This window comes from Colwellia marinimaniae, from assembly GCF_002207865.1.
Taxonomy (GTDB): Bacteria; Pseudomonadota; Gammaproteobacteria; order Enterobacterales; family Alteromonadaceae; genus Colwellia; species Colwellia marinimaniae.
Genome location: NZ_BDQM01000157.1, coordinates 1 through 352, shown reverse-complemented (window position 1 = coordinate 352; position 352 = coordinate 1). Strand labels below are relative to the sequence as shown.

General features: G+C 44.9%; 1 protein-coding gene. It reads left to right on the top strand.

What is annotated here, in order from left to right:
• Positions 1–352, top strand: a 352-nt coding sequence (locus MTCD1_RS18685) for an EAL domain-containing protein (protein WP_143760156.1), incomplete at both ends; no start/stop codon positions are given.

Genomic DNA, 352 nt, shown 5'->3' with positions numbered 1-352 from the left:
CACCGAGACCAGTGCAATTCAGAACCGAAATCGGGCCATGGATATGCTTGCATATCTGAGAAAACTGGGTTTCTCTTTCGCGTTAGATGATTTTGGTAGTGGCTTCGCCTCCTATGGCTACCTCAAGGAGCTGCCTGTCGACTATGTGAAGATAGATGGTTGCTTCGTGAAAAACTTAGCCACTAATGCGAAAGACTACGCCATCGTTAAATCTATCCACGATGTTTGTGTTGTTATGGGCATAGAGACTGTTGCTGAATTTGTGGAGAATCAAGATATTATCGATAAATTGCAAGAGATAGGGATTAACTATGCTCAGGGTTATGCCATAGGCCGCCCCCAACCTCTATCC